Here is an 18,616-nt window from a genome sequence, read left to right as displayed (position 1 = left end):
TTAGACAATGAAGAAAAGTGTTATCCTTATAGAAGACTATCAACTTATCAGAGAGACTTACATAGAGATTATTAACAGTACCACATCCTATAAAGTTGTAGGAGATTTTGAGAGTTGTGAAGATGCATTACCAAAATTAAAAGAATTAATGCCGGATATCGTTTTTTTAGATATTACCTTGCCTGGGATGAATGGGATGCAAGGGATACATGAGATTAAACAAGTGATTCCGAATGTTCAAATTATTATGGTTACAGTGCATGAGCAAGCCAATTATATTTTTCAGGCATTGTGTACTGGTGCAATAGGATATATTACTAAGACAAGTGGTAAGAAAGAGATCTTAGAGGCTTTAAGCGAATTAGAGAGAGGAGGTGCACCGATGAGCAGTGGTGTTGCAAGAAAAGTGGTAGAGTCATTTAAAGTTAAAAAGTTTGAAAACCTTACAGAAAGAGAAAATGAAGTTTTGGATCATTTGGCTAGTGGCAAAAGTTATGCTTTGATAGCAGACACCATGTTTTTAAGCTTAAATACGATAAAAACACATATCCGTAATATTTATGAAAAGCTTCAGGTAAATAGCAAAGATGAGGTAATTAAGCTTTATAATGATAGCCAATAAATAGATTTTTCTAACGAAATCTTTACATAAAAAAACACCCAATTATTGAATAATAATTGGGTGTTTTTTTATAAAATTCAAAAATGTTAAAAAGGAAAAGGAGGAGTGTCTCCTGGTAAAGAAACATTCTCTAAAACAGTTACGTTAACATCTCCTGATATGGTTAGTTCATTTCCTGTGTCATTTGAGTCACCATCTACCACAAAGAAAAAAGAGAATACCAAGTTGTTAGTCTCTTCATTAAAGCTATAATTGGTAATACTAAAATTCGATATTTCATCATCATCATGGTTGTATTCACCTTCATCCAAAACAACGTATTTAAAATCATTAGAAATAATAGCGTAGTCATCTACGGCAAAGAAAAGCTCTTTACTTTCGTCTTCTTGTCCTGGATTTATGATATCTAATTTAACTCCTAAAGTGGATTCTTGATAACTATCATCAGGAGTACTTAGGAATCTAAATACTCGATAAGAGATTTCATCTTCATCAATAACGATACCAGAGTGATCTTCTAGCTGATCTCCTTCTATAGGAGTAAATTTAAATTCTGCAGTATCATTAAAAGGAACATCATCAGGTCTTGTTCCTGTAAAAGTAACTTTGATACTACCAAATTGAGTTAACTCGTCAAAGCCAACTCCATTCTCACCATTGGCTCCATTTTCACCACTAATTCCATCAATTCCGTTTATACCGTTAATTCCATTGGCGCCATCTTCTCCTTCACAGTTGAAAAGTGTAATGCTTAAAAAGCATAGTAAAGCAATTTTTAAGTAATTTTTTGTCATCCTTTTTTATTTTAATTTATTAGTATGTTCGCTTTGAGCGAAAAATGGATGCGAAAATAAATGATTTAAATGGTTTTGATGCAAAAGTTTTATGGTTTTAATGTTGTTATTGAGCCGTTTCAGAGAGTGATATAATGTAGAATGTTTATGTTTTCTTTTCGAGTTTTATAGAATGTATAATGATTTATATAAATACAGAGATAAAAACAAACTGTCGTTTAGCAATATTTGAGGATTGTGTATTTCTTTTTTACCTAAAAAAAATAGGACAAATTGATAATTAAAATTGAATATTTTAAGTTGTAAACCTTATTCGAATACGTTTTTATAGAGTTTGTAGTAGACGTGCTAGCATATAAAGAAGTTATGATGACTTTTACCGTTGTGACCTTGACTTTACATTGGCAAGACATAGCTTTATAATTTCATTGATTCTTTTGTCTCGGGTTTCTTGCCTCTTTGCTTGACTAAGCCAATACAGATAATTTTTGCGATAGCTGGGGCTAAAGTTGTTGTAATTGTTTAATGCTTTTGGGTGCAGATCAAAAGCATTTTGTAAATCCTTTGGGATAATACCATTTTCTACATCATCTAATGCAAACCATGCTTTATTGTTTTTTGCAATGTCAATTGCCGTTAATCCGCTTGTATGCATTAATCCAGTAGCGGTAAGTTCTTTGATGTAGCTTTTATTGAGCTTGCTCCATACGCTTTTGGGTTTACGAGGGCAAAAATATTGTCGCCTGCGTTCATGATCCAACTTTTTTACCGTAGAATCAATCCATCCGTAGCAAAGAGCGACTTTTACAGCTTCTTCCCACCGCATGCTTGGGGTATTACTTTCTACTTTGTAGAATATTAAATATACACCATTTGAGCGATCGTGATTTTCATGAAGCCACGATCGCCATTTTTTATCATTTTCGAAATATAATTCTGGTTTTTCACTCATAAAATGCTGTGAAAGAGAAATGTCAAATAAAACAATTTTTAGTGTGCCTCTAACCAGTTGGTACCAAGGCCAAGATCAACATCTAGTGGCACATCTAATTTATAGGCATTTTCCATTTCTGTCTTTATTAACGCTTTGATTTCTTCTAACTCAGGTTTGTAAACATCGAATACCAATTCATCATGTACCTGTAATAGCATTTTGGTTTTATAATTACCTTCTTTTAATTTATCATGAATATTGATCATGGCTATTTTGATAATGTCAGCGGCGCTTCCCTGAATAGGAGCATTTACTGCATTTCGCTCTGCAGCGCCTCTTACAATGGCATTGGCAGAATTGATGTCTTTTAGATAACGGCGTCTACCTAGCACAGTTTGAACATACCCATTTTCTCTGGCAAAGTCTACTTGTTCGCTCATATAGTTACGAAGTTTGGGATATGTTTTGTAATAGGTGTCGATAAGCTCTTTGGCTTCACTGCGTGATAAGCTTGTTTGATTGCTTAACCCAAATGCAGATACTCCATAAATAATCCCAAAATTAACTGTTTTGGCATTACTTCGTTGTTCTCTGCTAACCTCATCTAGCGCAACATTAAATACTTTGGCAGCGGTAGATGCGTGAATATCTTCACCATTTTTAAAAGCATCGATCATGGTTTCTTCTTTACTTAGTGCAGCAATAATTCTTAGTTCTATTTGCGAGTAATCTGCTGCAAGCAATGTGTATTCTTCGTTTCTAGGAATAAACGCTTTTCTTACTTGTCTTCCCCTTTCTGTTCGAATAGGGATGTTTTGTAAATTAGGATTGTTAGAACTTAATCGGCCTGTCGCTGCAACGGTTTGCATATAATCGGTATGAACACGTCCAGTATTTTCGTCAATTTGTGTAGGTAGTGCATCGACATAAGTGCTTTTTAACTTAGATAGACCTCTAAAATCTAATATATTTTGAATGATATCATGGTCTTTGGCCAGATATGATAAAACATCTTCTGCGGTAGAATACTGTCCGGTTTTGGTTTTTTTAGGTTTATCAACTAGTTTCATTTTCTCGAATAAAACAACTCCCAATTGTTTTGGTGAAGCAATGTTAAATTCTTCTCCGGCTTCTGTGTAAATTTTTGTTTCTAGTTCTTTGATATCGTTATCCAGCTCCTCAGAAAGTGATTTTAGAAAAACTTTATCAAGGTTGATTCCTTCGATTTCCATGGTAGCTAAGACTCTAAGCAACGGAATTTCTATTTTTTCAAACAACGATAATATATTGGCATCAGTAAGTTCTGGAGCAAAATGTTCTTTTAGCTGTAGCGTGATATCTGCATCTTCCACAGCATATTCTGTTTGTTGATCCAGAGGAACTTGTCTAAAGGATAGTTGATTCTTGCCTTTTTTACCAATCAAATCTGAAATAGATACCGGCGTATAGTTGAGATAGGTTTCGGCAAGTACATCCATATTATGTCTCATATCTGGATTGATGAGGTAATGAGCAAGCATGGTATCAAAAAGTACTCCTTTTACTTCGATATTGTATTTTGCCAGTACTTTGATATCGTATTTTAGGTTTTGGCCAATTTTGGTGATCGAAGTATCTTCAAAGAAAGGACGTAGTTCTTCGATCAATTTCTGAGCTTCTTCGCGATTCTCGGGAAAAGGAATATAAAACCCTTTGCTGGCCTCCCAGGAGAATGCAATTCCAACTAATTCTGCACTCAAAGGGTTAAGTCCTGTAGTTTCTGTATCAAAACATACATTTTTTTGTTTTAATAGATTTTGGATGAAAAGCTTCATGGCCATTCCCGGTGCTATACTTTGATAAAAATGTTCTGTAGAACTAATGTTTTTTCTATTAGAAAAAGGTGTTATATCAGAACCAGATTCACCTTCTTCGAATAAAGAAAATTGCCCTGCACCAGCTTGTTTGGTTGTTTTCTTTTTTGAAGAAGTGACACTACTTCCTTCTTTGGTATCAGTACTTTCTTTAGAGAATATTTTTACAAACTGATCTTTGAGTCTCCTAAACTCTAATTCTTCAAAAATCTCCTGAACCTTATTTCCATCTGGATCAGAGAGTTCATAATCATCACCATTAAATGTGACATCGCAATCTGTGATAATGGTGGCTAATTTTTTTGAAAGAAGTCCAAGTTCTGCATTGGCCTCTACTTTTTCTTTCATTTTACCTTTTAACTTATCGGTATTAGCCAGTAAGTTTTCCATAGAGCCATATTCTGCAAGAAACTTTTTGGCTGTTTTATCACCAACCCCGGGTAATCCTGGGATATTATCTACAGAATCTCCCATCATACCCAGATAGTCAATTACTTGTTCTGGACGCTCAATTTCGAATCTTTTTTGCACCTCTGGAATTCCCCAAATTTCTATACCGTTCCCCATTCGGGCAGGTTTGTACATAAAAATATTTTCAGAAACAAGCTGTGCATAATCTTTATCAGGAGTTACCATATAGGTTTGGTACCCTTCTTTTTCGGCTTGTTTGGCAATCGTTCCTATCAAGTCATCGGCTTCAACTCCAGTTTGTTCAATAATAGGAATATGCATAGCTCTCAAGATATCCTGAATGATAGGTACCGCAATACGAATTGCTTCTGGAGTTTCTTGTCTATTCGCTTTATATTCAGGAAAAACAGCCAATCGATCAGTACTTCCGCCTTTGTCAAATGCAACTGCCAAATAATCTGGCTTTTCTCTTTTAATGACATCAAACAAAGAGTTTACAAAACCCATAATAGCCGAGGTGTCCTGGCCTTTAGAATTAATTCTTGGGTTTTTAATAAGTGCATAGTATCCTCGAAAAATAAGAGCAAACGCATCTAGAAGAAAAAGACGTTTTTGTGACATAATATGAGTTAAGTATTTTTAAAAATGCAATATAAAAATAAGATTAATCAAAATATGCTATAAAGCTATAATTAATATGATCTGTTGATACTTTTTGTCACACTAGAAGAGATGTACTTTGTTAGATTGCTGGTGAAAAAAGAAATGCCGTCAGAATCGACGGCATTTCGCCCCAAAATAAAATTGATAACAATGTATCAATTGCTATAAATACGTTTATAGTATATCGTAATTTATTCTTGTATAGTCAAGTAATTAAGCCCTAATAAGGAAATATTGAACGAAGTTACAAATAAAAATCTGACTTCTACAAGAAATTGGTAAGATTTATACTGCCTACACTATTGATTTTAACTATTTTCGGGGCTTAGGTTTCTTAATAGTTAATTTTTACTTAAAAAAAATAATACCTAAAAAAGGAAGAATAGTTTTGTTTAGAATATAAAAGCACTTATATGCGTTGGCTACTGCTCATAATTTTTTATACACTGGTCGAAGTGTATGCCTATCAGGCGATAAAAACGATTACCAAAAATTATTGGATACAAATAGGAGATGTTGTTATGTCTCTTTTGGTATTGGGATATGTTATTTATGTCTTTGCAAATTATGATAGAAGCGTAGGGCCTACAAAATATACATTAAGGGCAAGTGCTCTCTTATTACTGACACTAGTGCCTAAATTGGTGCTGGTTTTATTTATGTTTGGAGAAGATATTATTCGAATTTGTGTTTTGGGGTATAGGTATATATCCACCACTTTTTTTGAAAACGGTGCAACACAATATCTTCCTGATAGACGAAAGTTTATAAGTCAATTGGCATTAGGAATTGCTGCAATACCTTTTGCAGGTATGTTATATGGAGTTTTTAAGGGCAAGTATAATTTTAAGGTGATTCGTCATGTTCTTTATTTTGAAGATCTTCCTAAAGCTTTTGATAAATTTCAAATTACTCAGATTTCTGATATACATTCTGGTAGTTTTGATGATCCTAAAAAAATTGAATATGCTATTGATTTGATCAATGAGCAACAGACAGATTTGTTATTGTTTACAGGGGATATTGTAAATACGATGGCAAAAGAAATGGATGATTGGATTGATGTATTTAAACGCATAAAGATGCCTAAGTTTGGTAAATATTCTGTGTTAGGAAATCATGATTATGGTGAATATGTAACCTGGCCAAGTGAGGAAGAAAAAGAAGCAAATTTTCAGGCGATAAAAGATATTCATACTAAAATCGATTTTAATCTGTTACTTAATGATAGTACTTTTATAGAAAAGGAAGGAGAACGTATTGCGATTGTTGGAGTTGAAAATTGGGGGCACAATTTTAAAAAGGCAGGAGATTTGAGTAAAGCATCGCAAAATATACGTAAAGAAGACTTTAAGGTTTTGTTAAGTCATGATCCTTCACATTGGGAGTACGAGGTGAAAAACCACGAAGATCATTATCATTTGACTCTAAGCGGTCATACGCATGGTTTTCAGTTTGGAATAGAAATACCAGGGTTTATTCGTTGGAGCCCAGTGCAGTACGTGTATAAGCAATGGGCAGGAATGTATAATGAATATGGGCGATATCTTAATGTAAATCGAGGATTTGGATTTCATGCGTTTCCTGGACGAGTAGGAATATGGCCCGAGATTACTGTAATTGAGTTAAGAAAAGGTGTTAAGCCCGCTTAATTCGTAGAAAGTGTTATATTTACAATGGTTTAAAGGTCGATTTTTTAGCGATCTGAAATGTAAAAGTTTTTGAACATGTCAAAGTTTGGAGATATAATAGGTAATGGAGTTCCTGTTTTATTGGACTTTTTTACCGAATGGAATGAACCTTCTCTTGCAATGCACCCTGTATTAAAGGATGTAGCGGCTGCAATGGGAGATAAAGGAAAGGTTATAAAGATAGATGTCGATAAGAATGAAGAATTGGCAACTGCTTTGCGTATTAAAGGGCTTCCTACTTTAATGATTTATAAAGATGGAGAAATGGTATGGAGACAAAGCGGAGAGCAAGATGCGAATACCTTGATTAGTCTAATGAAAGAATTTCTTTAGACAACTAAACTATAGCATCAAATACGTATCCTTCCTTATCAAAATGCTTTAGAACGGCGGGTAAAGCAATCCTTAGGTGTTTTGAAGCCTTTATACTGTCGTGAAAAACGATGATACTGCCTTGTTCTACATGATGAATCACATTCTGGATACATTCTTCTGTAGATATTGATTGCATCCAATCTTTTGATAATACATCCCACAGTATAACTGAATACCCTAATTTTTTTAGAGCTTTTAATTTAGTTCTGCTAATTTGCCCATAAGGCGGTCTAAAGAGCTTAGGAGTTCTTTTATTTTTAGCGTAATATGTTATCGTCTGCTGGCATTTTATGACGTCTTCTAAATATGCATCTTGACTATTTTTCCAAGCTTTTAAATGATGATAAGTGTGATTGCCTATTGTGTGTCCCTCGGCAAGTATTTTTTTAAAAATATTAGGATGCTTTTTGATGTTATCTCCAATGCAAAAGAAAGTGGCCTTTGCGTTGTAAATGGCTAATTGATCCAAAACAAACTCTGTTATATTAGGGATAGGGCCATCATCAAAAGTTAAGTAAATTTTTTTTTGACGGTTATCAAAAAGATCCCATGTGTAATTTGGGAAAATTGACTTGATAAACCTAGGTGTTTTAGTTGGAATTATGGTCACCTTACTAAGGTAGATAAAAAAACCGGATGATTGTAATTTATCATCCGGTTTATATATTAGTTAGGGATGCTGTCTATAGTGTCTATGGTAGGTTTTTCTTGATTCATGAATTCTTTGATCAGATCTTCCTCCTGTTTCTGAATGGCTTGTTCGTCATCATATTCTTCGTCCTCAGAATATAATCGAGTAAATAATCTTAGATATTTATTAAACTCATCTGCCTTTTCTTCTATGAGTTCTCTATCTTGATTGATTAATAGAAGATCTACCACACTACGATATCGTTCTACATTAGTTACGATGTCTTCTGCATATCGATATTGGTCTTTAAGTTCTAAACTGCCAAAATAGGTAAGCTTCTCTTGGTATTTTTTGGCAAGTTTATTCCAGAGATCTCTTGCTTTTTGTTTTTCTCCTATCTCATAATATCCATTAACATAAGGCTCTAAAAGTGTGTAATATTCATAATACTCTATTGGCATTTTTTCCATCGCCAAATCCAAAATATCTTTTGCTTTGTCTTTTTTGTTTTCGGCAACTAATGCTTCGATAAGCCTGGCTAAATTACTTCTATAGGTAATAGCATTTCGTCTCGTCTCTGGATCATGATAAATATTAGGGTCGTTGCTATTACCCCAATCCCAACTCGTTACGTTTTTGTACATTAAATCGGTGTCTACACGTCCCATTTCAAAAGGATTACGGCGATCCATTTTAGTTAAAATAGGAACTAATTTATAGGTAACTCCATCAAGTTGTAAATAGTCTTTCATCCATAAGAAATCATCGTCACCATAGCTTCCGCCTGTAAAATAGATGGGTCTTTCCCAATTGTTATTGGCAAGTACATCTAACATCAATAGGCGATTTTTAAACAATAGATCTCCTTTAAGGTGTATATCGATGTATGGAACAATAAGATCTGCATCTTTTTGAGATACAATGCCATTTCTAAGTACCGCTTCTTTGTCTACAGGTATTCTAATATGTTTAGTTGGAAACGTGTTTACTTTTTTTCCACTTTGTAAATCTCCTTTGGTACGGGGGTCATCAGATTCTATCCATTTCATCCAGTTTTTGATAAGCATTGTATCGTTGGTAACTGGTTTGTGGTAAATAGCATCATTATTACCAAAACGATAAAAATTGTGGGTTAACTGAGAAGGGACCGGTTTGCCATCGTAAGCCGCTTTTTTCATTTGATCTATGTACCAATCGGTTGCAAAAAGGCTGGTATTTACGGTTCTTACATCTGTTCGATACCCTTCGATTTCTTGGGCGTACCATAAAGCAAAAGTATCGTTGTCACCAATTGTATATAATATTGCATCTTTTTGGCAGGATTGTAAGTACATTTTTGCCATAGATTGTGCAGTATATCTATTAGATCGATCGTGATCATCCCAATTTTCTGCAGCCAGAAGAATAGGTACTGCTAATAGGCAAATTGTAGTAATGGCTGGTGCCAAAACTTTAGGCTTTATGTAACCTTTTAAAAGATCAAATAAAGCATAAACACCAAAGCCAATCCAAATAGAAAATACGTAAAAAGATCCTACCAGAGCATAATCTCTTTCTCTAGGTTCAAAAGGTCTTTCATTAAGGTAGATTTTTAACGCAAGCCCTGTAAACAAAAAGAAAATAAGTAATATCCAGAATTTTTTCTTATCTCTTTGTAACATAAAAACAAATCCTAGTATACCTAATAGTAACGGTAAGAAATAGTAGGTGTTACGGGCTTTGTTTTTGAGAGCGTCACTGGGTAGATTATCTTGAGAACCTAGGCGCATCTCATCTATAAACTTGATTCCGCTTAACCAGTTTCCTTCCAGATCCGTAAGTCTTCCTTGATTGTCGTCTTGTCTACCTACAAAATTCCACATAAAATAACGCCAATACATATATCCTATTTGATAATCAAATAGGTAAGTTACATTATCCCAAAAAGAGGGTTTTTCGACGTCAATATAGTTGCCAAACGATTGAAGAAATTTATGATAATCATCATTGTCTAGTTTTGCAGTAGCATAATCTCTTCTAAATTCACTTACCGCTTTTAGAAGTTCTTCTTCGCCTTGATATTCTGGTTTGATAGTAAATTTAACGGGGCCCGTAAACTCCATATAATTGGCAATATGTTCTGTGCTCCACATTCTTGGCAAGAAAGCTTTGTGAGCATTGTCCAAGTTTTGTTTTGCATTTTTCCAATCATTTACGATGATATATTTTCCAGATTTTACATCTTTCTCATATTTTGGTTTGTCATCTTCATAGGGATCATTTTCATCTAGATTTGCGTAGATTTCTGTAAACTGTGGACCGTAAAAAAGATGTGTTTCTGGGTATTGTTCTAGGTTGTAATAGGCAAGTAATTCTCTTGCATTATTAGGGTTGTTTTCATTGATAACCGTACCAGCATTTGCTCTAATGGGTAGCATTAACCAACTAGAGAAACCAACCAGAATAAATAAGACACAAAGTAACAATGTGTTAAGTTGTACATATTCTTTTTTACGGGTGTATTTGATACCAAAATAAAAAGCAGTAGCGATTAATAATCCGGCGATAATAGTTCCAGAGTTAAAAGGAAGTCCTATAGAGTTGACAAAAAATACTTCTGCTACGCCAAAAAACTTAAGTGTTGAAGGCAATAAAAGTTTGAAAATAAATAACAAAATCGCAACCACCGTAACATTTGCGATAATGAAATTTTTTATAGTAATTTCTTTGTGATTTTTAAAATAATATAACAATCCAATTGCTGGTATAGATAGTAGTCCCATAAAGTGAACTCCAAACGATAATCCAACAATAAATGCGATAAGAATTAACCATTTATTACCTCTTGGGGTATTCATGTCTCGTTCCCATAATAATCCGAGATAAAACATAATTGATAAGATACATGTAGCCATTGCGTATACTTCGGCTTCTACCGCATTGAACCAAAAGCTATCAGTAAATGTAAATGCCAATGCTCCGACCAATCCACTTCCTAGAATGGCAAAGGCTTTTCCTTGTGTCAACTCCTCGTCTCTTGTTATTACTTTCTTTACAAGAATAGTAATAGACCAAAACATAAATAGAATTGTAAAAGCACTTGCAAATGCTGATGTCATATTAACCATTAACGCAACTTGTGTCGGGTCTGATGCAAAAGTAGAAGCAAAAGCTCCTATCATCTGAAAAAGTGGAGCTCCCGGCGGGTGTCCAACCTGAAGTTTTGAAGATGTGGCGATGTATTCTCCAGCGTCCCAAAAACTAGCGGTAGGCTCTACCGTCATTGTGTAAACGCATAGGGCAATTGTAAAGACAATCCATCCTACTATTTTATTCCACTTGGTGAAGTTGAATGTATTCATAAACGTATAGGTTATATAACTTGTGGCGAATTTAATAATAAAATTGCTTTAACCTTAGATTTTTTAGGAAACGCTTAACAGAAGTTTATATTTTTAATTGATTGTTATAGAAGTGCTAATTAATAATTTGAAAAATATGTTGAATTTTTTCTTAAAAATGTTTGCATAGCCAAAAGAATGTATTAAATTTGCACCCGCAATGACGCATTGGTCTATGGTGTAACTGGCAACACGTCTGGTTTTGGTCCAGAAGAGTCTAGGTTCGAGCCCTAGTAGACCAACAAAAAAGCCCTTAAGTATTTTACTTAAGGGCTTTTTGTTTTTTGGATGTATACGTGCTTTATCGATGCTAAAGATCTTGTAAAGAAAAAGCTTTTATTGATCGCATTATGATTTGTGTATTTGTTTTTTGAAGAGGTTTAAGGGATCAAGACCAAAAGTTGTGTTTATGCAAATATTCTAGTTAATCTAAAGAGGAAGAATTCTACATTTTTGTAGGGTTTGGTTGTGAAAAAGAAGATGACAATTCAGTTGATACGATAGTAAGAAAAAAGAGCTCCCTTTGTAATGGTATTGATTTCTGAATATTGATAGTTTTATTATTTGTTTTTTAATAGGTGTTTCTGATTTTTTGTGCTTAATTAATAGGGGATTAGAGTTAGTGTATTGAATGTGTGTGTAATTCTGTTATGTCCGTTTTAAAGTGTGAATTATTCTGTATCTATTTCTTATATTTATAGATGAGTAAAGGAACTCTATTAAAGAATGTTATATGAAAATCAAGTTTATTATAGTTTTTATCATTTTTCTTTTTGTTTCAAAGCTAACTGTGGCACAAAACCAGGAACAGGATCGGAAAGAAATTGATAAGGTAGTCTCAAGTTTATATAAGGCAATCTCTTTTGGTAAAGGAGAAACTCCAGATTATGATTTGCTCAATGATATTCATTTTTCAGAGGCGGTAGTAGGGGTTGTAGACACAACAAAGATTAAGATTTTTACAGAAGAAGAATTTAGGACGGCGAATAAAGTTGCGTTCAAAAAACACAAAGTTATTTCATTTCATGAAAAAGAAATTCATGAAATCACCCATGTATATGGTGGAGTAGCAGTACGCTTTAGTTCGTATGAATTTACGATTAAATTAGAAAACAAACAGCAAACAATTAGAGGGGTAAATACGATACAATTAGTAAAAAAGCCTAAAGGCACTTGGGTAATATATTCGGTAATCTTTAGTGACAATCGCTCATATCCGGATGTACCCTCTATTTATCTAAAAAAATAACTGTTGTTCTATATTTTAAAGGTTATAACAGGTCGTTTTGCGTGATTTACCACATCTTCTCCTAAGCTACCATTTATAAAATGAGATATTCCCTTTCTGCCATGTGTGCTAATGCCTATGATGCCAGCATCAAGTGAATGCGCAAAATTAAGAATCCCTTTTTCTACAGTAATATCATTGTATATATTAAGTGTGTAATTGTCTATTGGTAAGGAAGAAACCATGTTGTTCATTTTTTCTTCAGTTTCATTTGTGGTTTTAAAACCGTTTGCCGTATTGATCCGAACCAAGTGAAGGTTTGCTTCAATAGAATTGGCAAATTCATAAGCAGCTAATAAGCAGGGTTTGTCTTCGTCATCAAAATTTGTGGCATATACAAAATCTTTTACGTCAAAAATATCACAATCTTCTTTGATGACTAATACCGGTTGCTTAGAGGTGCGAACCACCTTTTCTGCATTAGAGCCAATGAACAGTTCTTCAAAACCAGAAGATCCATGAGAACCCATAATAATCATATCTACATTGTTCTTTTTTGAAGCGTCCATGATGCCATCAAGAATCCCTTCAAAACTAACTGTTTCTATAACTTCAAGATCTTTTAGATATTCTTGTTCTAATACTTCTTCGAATTTTTTATGTGTTTGTTTCATAAAGAAAAGTGCTTCTGGGCCGGGGCCAGAAGATCCAGAAGACATTAGATCTGATAAATGCACGGGCATTTCTAAGATATTGAGCAAATAAATTTTGGCTTCATTTTTTTTTGCTATTTGAGCGGCCACTTTTAAGGCACTTTCTGCTTGGGTAGAAAAATCGGTTGGAACGAGTATACTTTTGATCATAATAATGTTGGTTTTTTGAGAATATCTTCTTTTGCAGTGTGAGCGTTTTACTAGTCTAAAAAAAATGATTCGATTGTGTTGCTTAGTTTATGTCATAAGTTGGTACTTTTTTAAGTATCTTAAATTTACGAATAAATTCATTCTCAGCGATATTTTGTATCTAAGATATTATTACTATCTTTGCACCGTTGAAATTAAAAAACCAGGATGAGGGGACAAAAAGTCCCCTCTTTTTATCTATTTATGTCATTAAGAGACAAAGTACAAAATTTATTAGAGGAGGCGCTTGTAGAAAACCCGTCTCTTTTTCTAATTGAAAGCAAAATTCATCCCGATAATAGTATCGAGATTATTATTGATGGTGATGATGGGGTTAAGGTCGAAGATTGTATTGCAATTAGTAGAGCAATAGAACACAATCTAGATAGAGATGAAGAGGATTTTTCGCTTCAGGTGATGTCTGCAGGAATTTCAGAAGGTCTTACTCATACCAGGCAGTATAGAAAAAATATAGGTAGAAAGCTTAAGGTGAAAACAGCAGAAGATACCATAGAGGGAGAATTGACATCTGCAGAAGAAGATGGGATTACCCTGGTATGGAAAGCACGTGAACCAAAGCCAATTGGTAAAGGTAAGGTTACGGTGGTTAAAGAAGCTGTTGTAGCTTATGAAAGTATTGTGGAAGCAAAAGTTATGGTAACATTTTAATATAATATATTGATATGGAAAATATCGCATTAATAGAATCATTTTCAGAGTTCAAGGATGATAAGTTTATAGATCGAGTTACATTGATGTCGATCTTAGAAGATGTATTTCGAAATGCCCTTAAGAAGAAGTTTGGTAGCGATGATAATTTCGATATTATTATAAATCCTGATAAAGGAGATTTAGAAATTTGGAGAAACCGTGTAGTAGTTGCAGATGGCGAGGTAGAAGATAGTAATCAGGAAATATCACTTACAGAGGCAAGAAGAATTGAGCCAGATTTTGAAGTTGGAGAAGATGCTTCAGAAGAAGTGAAACTTATTGATTTAGGAAGACGTTCGATTTTAGCATTACGTCAAAATCTTATTTCTAAAATACATGAGCACGATAATACCAATATATATAAACAGTTTAAAGAATTAGAAGGAGAGATTTATACGGCAGAAGTACATCATATTAGACATAGAGCAATTATTATGTTGGATGATGAGGGTAATGAAATTATTTTGCCTAAAGATCGCCAGATTCCTTCAGACTTTTTTAGAAAAGGAGAAAATGTTCGTGGAGTAATAGAGTCTGTAGAATTGAAAGGTAATAAGCCGGCAATTATTATGTCTAGAACTTCGCCTTTGTTTCTTGAGAAATTATTCGAACAAGAAATACCAGAGGTGTTTGATGGATTGATTAGTGTAAAGAAAGTAGTGCGTATTCCTGGTGAAAAAGCGAAAGTAGCAGTAGATTCTTATGATGATAGAATTGATCCAGTGGGAGCATGTGTGGGTATGAAGGGATCTCGTATACATGGTATTGTAAGAGAACTAGGAAATGAAAATATTGATGTTATTAACTATACTAATAACTTGCAATTGTATATAACAAGAGCATTAAGCCCTGCAAAAGTAACTTCGATTAAGATAAATGAAGAAACAAATCGTGCAGAAGTGATGTTAAGGCCAGAAGAGGTTTCTAAGGCTATAGGACGAGGTGGGCATAATATTAGATTGGCAGGTCAATTAACCGGTTACGAGATTGATGTGTTTAGAGAAGGAGTTGAAGAAGATGTAGAGTTAACAGAGTTTTCAGATGAAATAGATTCTTGGATTATAGAAGAGTTTTCGAGAATTGGTCTGGATACGGCAAAGAGTATTTTAGAACAAGATGTTTCTGATTTGGTTAAGAGAACAGATCTGGAAGAAGAAACAGTAAATGAAGTTCTTAAAATATTAAAATCAGAATTTGAGGATTAATAAATACAATTAATTTATATTTGAGCATAAAATAAAAGGCATTTATGGCTGAGGCAAAAACATTGAGATTAAATAAAGTATTACGTGAATTCAATATCTCGTTAGATCGGGCTGTTGACTTTTTGGATTCAAAAGGTCATGAGATAGATGCGCGTCCTACTACCAAAATTTCTTCAGAAATTTATCAGCTTTTATTTGACGAATTTCAGACAGATAAGAGTAAAAAGGTGGCTTCAAAAGAGGTTGGAGAAGAAAAGAGAAAAGAGAAAGAAGCATTACGAGTGCAGATAGAGAATGAGCAAGAAGAAAAGAGGAAGCGCGCCGAAGCTCGAGATGTTGTTAAAGCTAAAGCTCAAATAAGTGGACCTAAGCAAATCGGAAAAATTGATTTGGGAAAGGATAAACAAGAAAAAGAAACTGCCAAGCCCGAAGAAAAAGCAGTTAAAACTCCAGAAAAAAAGGAGATTAAAGAAGAGGTGAAGAAAGAAACTCCAACTCCAGAAATTGTTTCGAACAGACCTGTGAAAAAAGGTTTGAAAATAACTGGTAAAGCGCCGGTTCCTCAAAAAGAGGAAAAGCCTAAAGCTGCACCTGTTGTTAAAAAAGAAACACCCAAAAAGGTTGTTCCAGAAGCAAAAACTACAACGCCAGAATCAGAGACTCCGGCAGAACCAGAGAGAGTGAAAACTCAATATAAAAAATTAGATGGTCCTAATTTTACAGGTCAAAAAATTGATTTAACTCAATTTAAAAAACCTGCTAAAAAGAAAGATGATAAGTCTGATAAGAAAACTTCTGGATCAGGAGCTGGTGATGCTGCTAAAAAGAGAAGAAGAAGGATTAGTAAAGAAGGTGGTGGACAAGGGCCTGGCAATAACAGATCAGGAGGTCAATCTGGAGGTAATAGAGGTGGAGCAGGAAGAGGAAGAGGTCCTGCGAAAGGAAAGAGACCTGCTATTGTAAAAGAAGAGCCTAGCGAAGAAGAAGTACAAAAACAAGTACGAGAAACTCTGGAGAAATTACAGGGTAAATCAAATAAGTCAAAGGCTGCAAAATATCGTAGAGATAAAAGAGATCAGCACCGTCAGAAAGCAGAAGATGATGTAGCACAACAGGAGCAAGAAAGCAAAGTGCTTAAAGTTACCGAATTTGTTACGGTTTCTGAGGTGGCTACAATGATGGATATTTCTACTACAGAAGTAATTTCTGCTTGTATGTCACTTGGTATTATGGTGACTATGAATCAGCGTTTAGATGCGGAGACATTGTCAATCGTGGCAGATGAGTTTGGTTATGAAGTGAATTTTGTAACTGCAGATATAGAAGAGTCTATAGAAGAGGTTGTTGATGCGCCAGAAGATTTGATGAATAGAGCGCCTATTGTGACTGTAATGGGGCATGTTGATCATGGTAAAACATCATTACTGGATTATATTAGAAAAGAAAATGTAATTGCAGGAGAAAGTGGTGGAATTACCCAGCATATCGGTGCATACGGAGTGCAGTTAGATAACGGGCAAAAGATAGCGTTTCTGGATACTCCGGGTCACGAAGCCTTTACGGCGATGCGTGCTCGTGGTGCTCAGGTAACAGATTTGGCAATTATTGTAATTGCTGCAGACGATGATGTAATGCCACAAACTAAAGAGGCAATTAGTCATGCGCAAGCTGCGGGAGTGCCTATCGTATTTGCAATTAATAAGGTAGATAGACAAGAGGCAAACCCAGAGAAGATAAAAGAAAAATTAGCTTCAATGAATTTGTTGGTAGAAGATTGGGGTGGGAAAATACAATCTCATGATATTTCTGCTAAAACAGGATTGGGAGTTAAAGAATTGTTAGAAAAAGTGCTTCTTGAGGCAGAGATACTAGAGCTTAAAGCAAACCCTGGTAGACTTGCGTCGGGTACTGTTGTCGAAGCATTCTTGGATAAAGGAAGAGGTTATGTGTCTACTATATTGGTGCAAACAGGTACACTACGAGTTGGTGATTATGTTTTAGCTGGAAAAAATAGTGGAAAAGTGAAGGCGATGCAAGATGAGAGAGGGAATAATGTGAAAGAAGCAGGTCCATCAACACCAGTATCTATCTTAGGTCTGGATGGCGCTCCACAGGCAGGTGATAAATTTAATGTGTTAGAAGATGAGCGAGAAGCAAAGGATATAGCTTCAAAACGTGCTCAGCTGCATAGAGAGCAATCTGTACGTACACAACGTCATATTACGTTGGCAGAAATTGGTCGTCGAATTGCATTAGGAGACTTTAAAGAGCTTAATATTATCCTTAAAGGGGATGTTGATGGTTCTGTAGAAGCATTAACAGATTCTTTCCAGAAACTTTCTACAGAAGAAATTCATGTTAATATTATTCATAAAGCGGTAGGAGCAATTACAGAAAGTGATGTGTTGTTAGCTTCTGCATCTGATGCGATTATTATTGGATTTAACGTAAGGCCAGCAGGTAATGCAAGACAAGTTGCAGATAGAGAAGAAATTGATATCAGAACATATTCTATTATTTATGATGCAATTAATGACCTGAAAGATGCAATGGAAGGAATGTTGTCGCCAGTAATGAAAGAAGAAGTTACAGGTACGGCAGAAATTAGAGAAACATTTAAGATTTCTAAAGTTGGTACCATTGCAGGTTGTATGGTGTTAACCGGTAAGATATATCGTAATTCTGGAATACGTTTGATACGTGATGGAGTTGTAGTATATACAGGTGAGTTAGCTTCACTTAAGAGGTTTAAAGATGATGTGAAAGAAGTTGCAAAAGGATATGATTGTGGATTACAGGTTAAGAACTACAATGATATTAAAGAAGGTGATGTTGTAGAAGCTTATCAGGAAGTAGCTGTTAAGAAAAAACTTTAATTACATAAAATATAATTAAAAGAGGCCTGCTAACTAGTTAGCAGGCCTCTTTTTTTATTAAGATATTGTTCTTGTATCAATATGTGAAACATCTGGCTCTTTTGTGTTAGCCGTTGTTTTATGGTTTACTTGTTTAGGTTGTTTTCTTTCTTGTGTAAGTCTCGAATTTTGATTTTAGAAGTTGTTTTTGGTGACACTAATTTTGATACATGTAAGGAGATTTTGATGGTTGTATACTTTTTGTAGCCTTTATGTATTGCCTGTTTGGGAGTTTGTATACTTTTTGTAGGGTTGTGGTTATGTAGAAAAAAGAAAATATTATTGAATTTTGATGTCGAAA

The 18,616-nt window shown here is 34.5% G+C and carries 13 protein-coding genes and 1 tRNA gene; 8 read left to right on the top strand and 6 right to left on the bottom strand.

Annotation, left to right across the window (positions count from 1 at the left end):
- Positions 1–7 precede the first annotated feature (7 nt).
- A complete protein-coding gene (locus ABW636_RS03530) occupies positions 8–622 on the top strand; it encodes a response regulator (protein ID WP_367588570.1) in 615 nt (204 codons plus the stop codon).
- A gap of 86 nt (positions 623–708) precedes the next feature.
- On the opposite strand, the gene ABW636_RS03525 is transcribed toward ABW636_RS03530, so the two are convergent.
- The 3 genes from ABW636_RS03525 to polA all read right to left on the bottom strand — a co-directional run bounded on the left by ABW636_RS03525 (position 709) and on the right by polA (position 5,238).
- Complete coding sequence (locus ABW636_RS03525; protein ID WP_367588569.1) at positions 709–1,416, bottom strand: hypothetical protein; 708 nt, start codon at positions 1,414–1,416, stop codon at positions 709–711.
- 376 nt (positions 1,417–1,792) lie between these two features.
- Positions 1,793–2,368, bottom strand: a complete 576-nt coding sequence (locus ABW636_RS03520; RefSeq protein WP_367588568.1) for a YdeI/OmpD-associated family protein — start codon at positions 2,366–2,368, stop codon at positions 1,793–1,795.
- Between the two features lie 38 nt (positions 2,369–2,406).
- Positions 2,407–5,238, bottom strand: coding sequence for a DNA polymerase I (gene polA / locus ABW636_RS03515; RefSeq protein WP_367588657.1), 2,832 nt, complete (start codon positions 5,236–5,238; stop codon positions 2,407–2,409).
- Between the two features lie 452 nt (positions 5,239–5,690).
- Here polA and ABW636_RS03510 point away from each other — a divergent pair, with 452 nt between their 5' ends.
- Positions 5,691–6,929: a metallophosphoesterase gene (locus tag ABW636_RS03510; RefSeq protein ID WP_367588567.1), complete on the top strand. Its 1,239-nt coding sequence runs from the start codon at positions 5,691–5,693 to the stop codon at positions 6,927–6,929.
- A gap of 75 nt (positions 6,930–7,004) precedes the next feature.
- A complete protein-coding gene (locus ABW636_RS03505) occupies positions 7,005–7,301 on the top strand; it encodes a thioredoxin family protein (protein WP_367588566.1) in 297 nt (98 codons plus the stop codon).
- 4 nt (positions 7,302–7,305) lie between these two features.
- Here the strand turns inward: ABW636_RS03505 and ABW636_RS03500 are convergent, their stop codons facing one another.
- On the bottom strand, positions 7,306–7,953 hold the full coding sequence (locus ABW636_RS03500) for a polysaccharide deacetylase family protein (protein WP_367588565.1): 648 nt from the start codon (positions 7,951–7,953) through the stop codon (positions 7,306–7,308).
- A gap of 56 nt (positions 7,954–8,009) precedes the next feature.
- Complete coding sequence (locus ABW636_RS03495; protein ID WP_367588564.1) at positions 8,010–11,315, bottom strand: glycosyltransferase family 117 protein; 3,306 nt, start codon at positions 11,313–11,315, stop codon at positions 8,010–8,012.
- Between the two features lie 208 nt (positions 11,316–11,523).
- On the opposite strand from ABW636_RS03495, the gene ABW636_RS03490 reads away from it, so the two are divergent.
- Positions 11,524–11,596: transfer RNA gene (locus tag ABW636_RS03490), tRNA-Gln, on the top strand.
- A gap of 491 nt (positions 11,597–12,087) precedes the next feature.
- On the top strand, positions 12,088–12,603 hold the full coding sequence (locus ABW636_RS03485) for a hypothetical protein (RefSeq protein ID WP_367588563.1): 516 nt from the start codon (positions 12,088–12,090) through the stop codon (positions 12,601–12,603).
- Between the two features lie 8 nt (positions 12,604–12,611).
- On the opposite strand, the gene ABW636_RS03480 is transcribed toward ABW636_RS03485, so the two are convergent.
- Positions 12,612–13,445: a universal stress protein gene (locus ABW636_RS03480; RefSeq protein WP_367588562.1), complete on the bottom strand. Its 834-nt coding sequence runs from the start codon at positions 13,443–13,445 to the stop codon at positions 12,612–12,614.
- Positions 13,446–13,652: 207 nt separating this feature from the next.
- Here ABW636_RS03480 and rimP point away from each other — a divergent pair, with 207 nt between their 5' ends.
- The 3 genes from rimP to infB are packed head-to-tail and all read left to right on the top strand — an operon-like array spanning position 13,653 to position 18,276.
- Positions 13,653–14,153, top strand: coding sequence for a ribosome assembly cofactor RimP (rimP, locus tag ABW636_RS03475; protein ID WP_367588561.1), 501 nt, complete (start codon positions 13,653–13,655; stop codon positions 14,151–14,153).
- A 14-nt stretch (positions 14,154–14,167) separates the two neighbouring features.
- Positions 14,168–15,400: a transcription termination factor NusA gene (gene nusA, locus ABW636_RS03470; RefSeq protein WP_367588560.1), complete on the top strand. Its 1,233-nt coding sequence runs from the start codon at positions 14,168–14,170 to the stop codon at positions 15,398–15,400.
- A gap of 44 nt (positions 15,401–15,444) precedes the next feature.
- A complete protein-coding gene (infB, locus tag ABW636_RS03465) occupies positions 15,445–18,276 on the top strand; it encodes a translation initiation factor IF-2 (RefSeq protein WP_367588559.1) in 2,832 nt (943 codons plus the stop codon).
- Positions 18,277–18,616: the final 340 nt, after the last annotated feature.

Origin of the sequence: Aquimarina discodermiae (genome assembly GCF_040786235.1) — a bacterium.
Classification (GTDB): Bacteria; Bacteroidota; Bacteroidia; order Flavobacteriales; family Flavobacteriaceae; genus Aquimarina.
The sequence above is the reverse complement of the archived record's forward strand: the minus strand, read 5'-3'. Positions and strand labels throughout refer to the sequence as shown.